Annotated in this window: 7 protein-coding genes and 1 tRNA gene; 3 read left to right on the top strand and 5 right to left on the bottom strand. The window is 69.6% G+C overall.

The annotated features are described in order from the left end of the window. Positions 1 to 87: 87 nt before the first annotated feature. The gene (locus ACWDKQ_RS34695) at positions 88 to 831 is read left to right on the top strand and encodes an SDR family oxidoreductase (RefSeq protein WP_450142996.1); all 744 of its coding nucleotides are present in this window, start codon (positions 88 to 90) and stop codon (positions 829 to 831) included. Here ACWDKQ_RS34695 and ACWDKQ_RS34690 read toward each other — a convergent pair. The 3 genes from ACWDKQ_RS34690 to ACWDKQ_RS34680 all read right to left on the bottom strand — a co-directional run bounded on the left by ACWDKQ_RS34690 (position 828) and on the right by ACWDKQ_RS34680 (position 2,662). Next, the gene (locus ACWDKQ_RS34690) at positions 828 to 1,028 is read right to left on the bottom strand and encodes a hypothetical protein (protein ID WP_450142995.1); all 201 of its coding nucleotides are present in this window, start codon (positions 1,026 to 1,028) and stop codon (positions 828 to 830) included. The two genes, ACWDKQ_RS34695 and ACWDKQ_RS34690, sit on opposite strands and share 4 nt — an antisense overlap. Positions 1,029 to 1,531: 503 nt before the next feature. Further along, positions 1,532 to 2,533, bottom strand: coding sequence for a selenide, water dikinase SelD (gene selD / locus ACWDKQ_RS34685; protein ID WP_450142994.1), 1,002 nt, complete (start codon positions 2,531 to 2,533; stop codon positions 1,532 to 1,534). 36 nt (positions 2,534 to 2,569) lie between these two features. Further along, positions 2,570 to 2,662, bottom strand: a tRNA-Sec gene (locus ACWDKQ_RS34680). A gap of 123 nt (positions 2,663 to 2,785) precedes the next feature. On the opposite strand from ACWDKQ_RS34680, the gene ACWDKQ_RS34675 reads away from it, so the two are divergent. Then, the gene (locus ACWDKQ_RS34675; RefSeq protein WP_450142993.1) at positions 2,786 to 3,574 is read left to right on the top strand and encodes an alpha/beta fold hydrolase; all 789 of its coding nucleotides are present in this window, start codon (positions 2,786 to 2,788) and stop codon (positions 3,572 to 3,574) included. A 72-nt stretch (positions 3,575 to 3,646) separates the two neighbouring features. Here ACWDKQ_RS34675 and ACWDKQ_RS34670 read toward each other — a convergent pair whose 3' ends face one another. Together ACWDKQ_RS34670 and ACWDKQ_RS34665 are read right to left on the bottom strand one after the other, a co-directional pair. Then, the gene (locus ACWDKQ_RS34670; RefSeq protein ID WP_450142992.1) at positions 3,647 to 4,627 is read right to left on the bottom strand and encodes a sigma-70 family RNA polymerase sigma factor; all 981 of its coding nucleotides are present in this window, start codon (positions 4,625 to 4,627) and stop codon (positions 3,647 to 3,649) included. A 126-nt stretch (positions 4,628 to 4,753) separates the two neighbouring features. Beyond that, on the bottom strand, positions 4,754 to 5,608 hold the full coding sequence (locus ACWDKQ_RS34665; protein WP_450142991.1) for a siderophore-interacting protein: 855 nt from the start codon (positions 5,606 to 5,608) through the stop codon (positions 4,754 to 4,756). Between the two features lie 131 nt (positions 5,609 to 5,739). Here ACWDKQ_RS34665 and ACWDKQ_RS34660 point away from each other — a divergent pair, with 131 nt between their 5' ends. Further along, positions 5,740 to 5,925: a hypothetical protein gene (locus ACWDKQ_RS34660; protein WP_450142990.1), complete on the top strand. Its 186-nt coding sequence runs from the start codon at positions 5,740 to 5,742 to the stop codon at positions 5,923 to 5,925. The last annotated feature ends 255 nt before the right edge of the window (positions 5,926 to 6,180 follow it).

Genomic DNA, 6,180 nt, shown 5'->3' with positions numbered 1-6,180 from the left:
AAGCGGCACGCGACACAGGCCATGCACCCACCGGGACCGAGAGGTCACAACCCTATCCGACAGGGCTGCAAAAGGGATGGTGGCCTAGTGAGCGACACGCGAGTCGCAGTGGTGACCGGGGCCGGATCCGGCGTGGGGCGGGAGATCGCGCAGGCGCTGCTCGGCGCGGGCTACCGGGTGGCGTTGGCAGGCAGGCGGCCAGAGCCGTTGGAGGAGACCGCGCAGGGCTCCGCCGCCGCCCGATTGGCGCCGACCGACGTCAGCGACCCGGAGTCGGTCGCCGCGCTGTTCGAGGGCGTGCGCGACGTGTGGGGCCGGGTCGACCTGCTGGTCAACAACGCGGGCACCTTCGGCACCGCCGGCTCGGTCGGCGAACTGTCCTATTCAGACTGGCAAGACGTCGTGCAGGCTAATCTGACCGGCTCGTTCCTGTGCGCGCACCACGCCTTCCGGATCATGCGTGACCAGGATCCGCAGGGCGGCCGGATCATCAACAACGGTTCCGTCTCCGCGCACAGCCCGCGGCCTCGCAGCGTCGGCTACACCGCGACCAAGCACGCCATCACCGGCCTGACCAAGTCGATTTCGCTGGACGGTCGGCCCTACGCCATCGCCTGTGGGCAGATCGACATCGGTAACGCGGCCACCGAGATGACCTCGGGCATCGCCACCGGCTCGTTGCAGGCGGACGGCTCCGTTCGCCCCGAACCGACCTTCGACGCCCGGCACGTCGCCGACGCTGTGCTCTACATGGCGAGCCTGCCGCTGAACACGAACGTGCAGTTCCTGACCATCACCGCCACCGCGATGCCATTCATCGGACGCGGTTAGGACTCTAGCCAGGCATTGGCGAGCAGTTCGTAGGAGCGGACCCGGCCGGCGTGGTCGTGGGTCGCCGTGGTTATCACGAGCTCGTCGGCGGCGGTGGCGTCGCGCAACGTCATAAGCTTGCGCACCACCGTCTCCGGCGAGCCCGCGATCTGCGTGTCCAGCCGGTCGGCGACACCAGCGCAGCGTGCCGACCTCAAAGGAGGTGCGGAAGGCTCCGCGTCGTTGTAGCTCCGGGACTAGGCCGTGGGTGATCGAGGTGAGGTCGTGTGGGAAGGCACCGGGCCGCAACCGGAATCCGGAAAGCCCCGCCTCGGTCCAAGACAGCAGCAGATCGGCTAGTTCGACCGCGGTACGGTGTGCATCGCGGCGTCCGATGTGCACACCGCGCCGTCCAGCCGGTCCTTCCGCTCGGCCGCGCGTTCGCCGAGGAACACGACCAGATCGCCGTCGTCAGGTGGGGGAGCGTTCGCGAAGCGGTGCCGGGAACCGGCGGCGAACGGTGACCGCCGAATGGGGCCGGGATGAGGTGCAAGGCTGCGGGAGCTCGGCGCCACGGGCAGGCGGCGGAGGTGACTCGGAGGAGATCGGGGTAGTCCCTGGTGACCAACTGCACCGACTGCGCCATGTCATGAACGCCAGAAGCGTCGTGGGGAAGCGTCAACGGATCGCCCCGACTGCCCACGATGTGGGCGGGGAATGCTCAGCGCAACGAGATCGTCGCGGTGCCGGCGGGCAGCACCCGGCCGATCACCGGCGCGCCCGGGATCTCGCCGACCACGAGCAGACCGCCCGAGGTTTGGGCGTCGGCGAGCAGCAGCAGGTCTTCTCCCGATGTCGAACCGGGATCGAGGTGGGGCAGGGCCCAGTCGAGGTTCCGGCGGGTGCCGCCGCTGATGAACCCCGCCCGCACCGCGTCCCGCGCGCCGTCGAGGTACGGCACGGCGGCGACGTCGATTTCGGCGGCCGTCCCGGACGCGCGCATGGTCTTGAACAGGTGGCCCAGCAGACCGAACCCGGTGACGTCGGTCGCGCACACCACCCCGGCCAGCAACGCAGCGACCGCGGCGTCGCGGTTCAGCGTCGTCATCGCCTCGATCGCCTGCTCGAAGCGTTCCCCGGTGCGCTTGTGCCGGGTGTTGAGCACGCCGATTCCCAGCGGTTTCGTCAGCGACAGCGGCAGGCCCGGCCGCGCGGTGTCGTTGCGCAGCAACCGATCGGGGTCGACGAGGCCGGTGACCGCCAGGCCGTACTTCGGTTCGGGGTCGTCGACGCTGTGCCCACCGCCTATGTGGCAGCCCGCCGCCCCGGCGGTATCGGAGCCGCCGCGCAGCACCTCGGCTGCCAACTCGAACGGCAGCACATCGCGCGGCCAGCCCAGTAGGTTGACCGCGAGGATCGGAATGCCGCCCATCGCGTACACATCGGACAGTGCGTTGGCGGCGGCGATGCGGCCCCAGTCGTAGGGATCGTCGACGACAGGTGTGAAGAAGTCCGTGGTGGCCACGATCGCGGGCCCGCCGTCGACGCGCGCCACGGCCGCGTCGTCACCGGTCTCCAGGCCGACGATCAGCTCCGAGTTCGGCCGTTCGATGGCGGGGGCCAGGCCGCTGACGATCGACTCCAGCTCGCTGGGCGGGATCTTGCAGGCGCAGCCGCCGCCGTGCGCGTACTGGGTCAGGCGAATCGGTTTGGACCCGGTCATGCCCCCATTGCAGCACGTCGGCGCCCGCTCCACAGGCGGAGACGGACGGGAATCGAACCCGCCGCACCGAGGTGCTCGGTGCCATCGGCTTTGAAGGCCGAGGGGGCCACCAGGCGCCCATACGTCTCCGCCGTCACTGTAGCCCCGCATGCGCCCGCGCACCTGCTGGTGGACGATGTCCTTTGTGGACGAACGTCTGTGAGCTCAGTGACTGCCGGGCTGGTGCCGCGTCGGTGGTCGTAGGATGTGGGCGTGCCGTTCGCGAAGACTGCTGACCAAGCCGAGATCTACTACCAGGTGCGGTGTTCCGGCGAACCCCTGGTCCTGTTGAGCGGGCAGGCGAACACCCACCACTGGTGGGACAACGTGCACGCCGACTTCGATGGCGACTACCAGACGATCGTGCTGGACTACCTCGGGACCGGCGAGAGCGACAAGCCCGAGGACGCGGAATACAGCGTCCGCCGCTTCGCCAGCGATGTGATCAGCATTCTCGACGAACTGGGCATCGCGCGGGCCCACGTCTACGGCACCTCGATGGGCGGCAAGGTCGCGCAGTGGGTGGCCATCGACCACCCTGACCGGCTCGGGGCCCTGATCCTGGGCTGCACATCGGTCGGCGGCACCCGCGGACTCCGCGCGGATGCCGTGGTCGCCCGATCCTTGGCGCAACCATCGGTCGAGGCGGCTCGCCAAGCCCTGATCGATCTGATGTACACGCCGGGATGGGTGCGGACCCACCCTGGCCCGTACGTGGTGCTCGGCGGCCCGATGCCCAACCACGCCCGGCGCGGGCACCTGCGGGCCAGCAACGACCACGACAGCTGGGCGGAGTTGGACGGCGTGACGGCGCCGACGCTGGTGTTGCACGGCACGGACGACATCTTCAGCCCGGCGGGGAACGCGGCTATCCTTGCCGAGCGCATCCCCGGAGCCGAGGTGCACTACCTCGACGGAGCCCGCCACGCGTACTTCGAGGAGAAGCAGGCCGATGCGTCCGAGGTAGTACTGCGGTTCCTCGCCGCGCACCCGTTGCGCTAGCCGCCCTGCCGTTCGGGCTGTTCGGCTCAGGTGTCGGCGGCGTGGCCGACAGGGCGGGCTTGCCGACCGCGCTCACTGTGGGTAGGTGTCGGGCAGCCCGAAGGAGGGGAACAGGCTGACGTCGAAGAACGTGACGGCGTGCTTGACCTTCGCGCCGTCGAATTCGAGCACCTGCAGGTGGAACGGGCGGAACACGCCGTCGAGCTGGCGCATGTAGACGCCGAAGGCGACCTGGCCGTTCGCCCGGGCCGGCAGCAGCCGCATGTCATCCGGGCCGGCCGGGCACTTGAGGTCGACCAGCACGCCGATCTGCTCGGCGCCGCTCACCCAGTTGGTGAACGGCGGCATCTCCCAGATCGCGTCCTCGGTGAACAACTGCACGATGCGGGAGATGTCCTTGGCCTCGAACGCCGCCACGTAGCGCTCCAGCATCTGCTGCTGTTCAGCGGTCAGCGGCTCGCGGGTGTCGTCCTCGGACGGCTTGACCTGCTCGAGCTGCGCCCGGGCGCGCTGCAGGGAGCTGTTGACCGCGGCGGTGCTGGTGCCGAGTGCTTCCGCCACCTCGGCGGCCTTCCACTTCAGCACGTCGCGGAGGATCAGCACCGCGCGCTGCCGGGCGGGCAGGTGCTGCAGCGCGGCGATGAAGGCCAACCGGGTGCTCTCCCGCGCGCTGACGATCGCCGCCGGATCCGTGTGGTCGTCGGTGATCATGGTGTCCGGGATGGGCTCCAGCCACGGCACCTCGGGCAGCTCCACCAGTTCGTCGCGGGACGGGTCGCTGGGACCGCCCAGGCCGGTCGGAAGCGGTCGGCGCTTCCGGTTCTCCAGCGCGGTCAAGCAGGTGGTGGTGGCGATCCGGTAGAGCCAGGTGCGTAGCGACGACCGGCCTTCGAACCGGTCGTAGCCCCGCCAGGCGCGCAGGTAGGTCTCCTGCACGAGGTCCTCGGCGTCGTGCAGCGAGCCGAGCATCCGGTAGCAGTGCGCCAGCAGTTCCCGCCGGTACGGGTCGGCTCGCGCGACGAAATCGTCGGTGACCATGGTGGTGGCGGCCATGACTACGCCCTTTCGGCTACCTGTGCTGCTACTTCGGGACGCCCCGGACTGCGCCAACCGGCAGATGGGGTGTCGAAAGGCACAGTATCGGATACCACCGACACCGACGGTCCGATTCGTCGAGCGTCAGAAGCGGCCGTCGCGCCAGTAGCCCATGAACGCGACCGCCTGCTTCGGGATGCCGTAGTCGCTCACCAGCATCCGACGCAGGCGCTTGATGACGGCCGCCTCGCCGGCCAGCCAGCCGTAGAAGCGGCTGGGGCAGGCGGTGTCCTCGGGCACCTCCCACAGCGGCGAGATGTCCACGTCGACATCGTCGAGTTCGGCCGCGCTGCCGCGCGTTCGCGGGTGCAGTTCCTCCAGCGCCGCGGCGACGCCTTCCTCCAGCAGCTTGCCGTGCGGCTGCGCCGCGCGGCGGGGGAACCAGCGCACTTCGACGCCGTCGGGTACGCGCCAGTCCTGCCGGTCGTTTTCCTCGGGTACTTCGAGGCAGACGATGCCGCGCGTGCACGGCGGGAGCGTTTCGACGATTGCGGCGACGGCGGGCACGGCGGTCTCGTCGCCGGCGAGCACCAGGTGGCTGGCAGTCGCGGGCGGCGCCCATTCGCAACCCCACATGCGGCCAGTGCCCGGCCGGTCGGGGCCGAGCAGTCCGATCACGTCGCCGGGCTGCGCGGTCGCCGCCCAGTTCGAGGCGGGGCCGCCGTGGCCGGAGCCGCCGTGCAGCACGAAGTCGACATCGAGTTCTGCGGGCCCGCAGCGGTAGGCGCGGACGGTGTAGGTGCGCAGGTTGGGGCGGATCTCGTCGGGCAACGCCAGCCATCGCTGGTACCAGTCGGGCCCCTTCCGGGGTGTCCGCGAGTTGCGGCCGGGCTGCGGCAACACCAGCTTGATCCGCTGGTCGCGCCTGCCCGCGCCGAAGGTGCGCAGGCATTGCGCGGCGAAGGTGATCCGGACGAAGCTCGGGCCGAGGCGTTGCACCCGCGCGACCTAGACCGGGAACATCCGGTAAACGGGCTTCTGCTCGATCACCTGCGCGGTCCGCGTGCCTGTCATCCGAAACCTCCCGAGATCGAATGATAAGTTAGCCTAACCTTATGCAATTGGGGAGGTTGGATTCCGTCACAAGATCCGATCCGCTGCTGCGCTGCCCGTCGCGCAGGTCTCGGCGGCCCGGTGCGCTCAAGGGCTCCGGGGTCAACGTGGCCGGCGCGTTCGGGCTGGCTTCCCTCAAGGCGGAGCTGCTGGTCAGCGGCTCGCCCGCGCGCTCGGCGGCGACGTCGACTCGCCCCGCGTGAAGGCCGATGGGGACCGGTTCAACCGGCGGCCCAGCGGCTGCGCGATATCGGCGCCCGGATGCGGGTCGAGGGCAAGTCCGCAACCCGGACCTAACTCCCGGTGTTCGCCTCGCACCCGGCGGCTGCCGCGGACAAGTTCCTCGAGTGGGACGCGGTCGCGCCGATGAGTTTCCTAAGTCAACCCTTGGTCTTTGTTGATCTTGTTTGTGGTTTGGTGGGTGGCAGGGTTGTAGCAGGTTTTGTCGCGCCAGCAGG

The organism is Saccharopolyspora sp. NPDC000995 (assembly GCF_053599315.1).
This window is presented reverse-complemented; position numbering and strand designations above follow the sequence as displayed.

Coding starts and splice junctions, on each gene's coding strand:
- selD (WP_450142994.1), bottom strand. CDS start 2,533: ATGACCGGGTCCAAACCGATTCGCCTGACCCAGTACGCGCACGGCGGC.
- ACWDKQ_RS34670 (WP_450142992.1), bottom strand. CDS start 4,627: ATGGCCGCCACCACCATGGTCACCGACGATTTCGTCGCGCGAGCCGAC.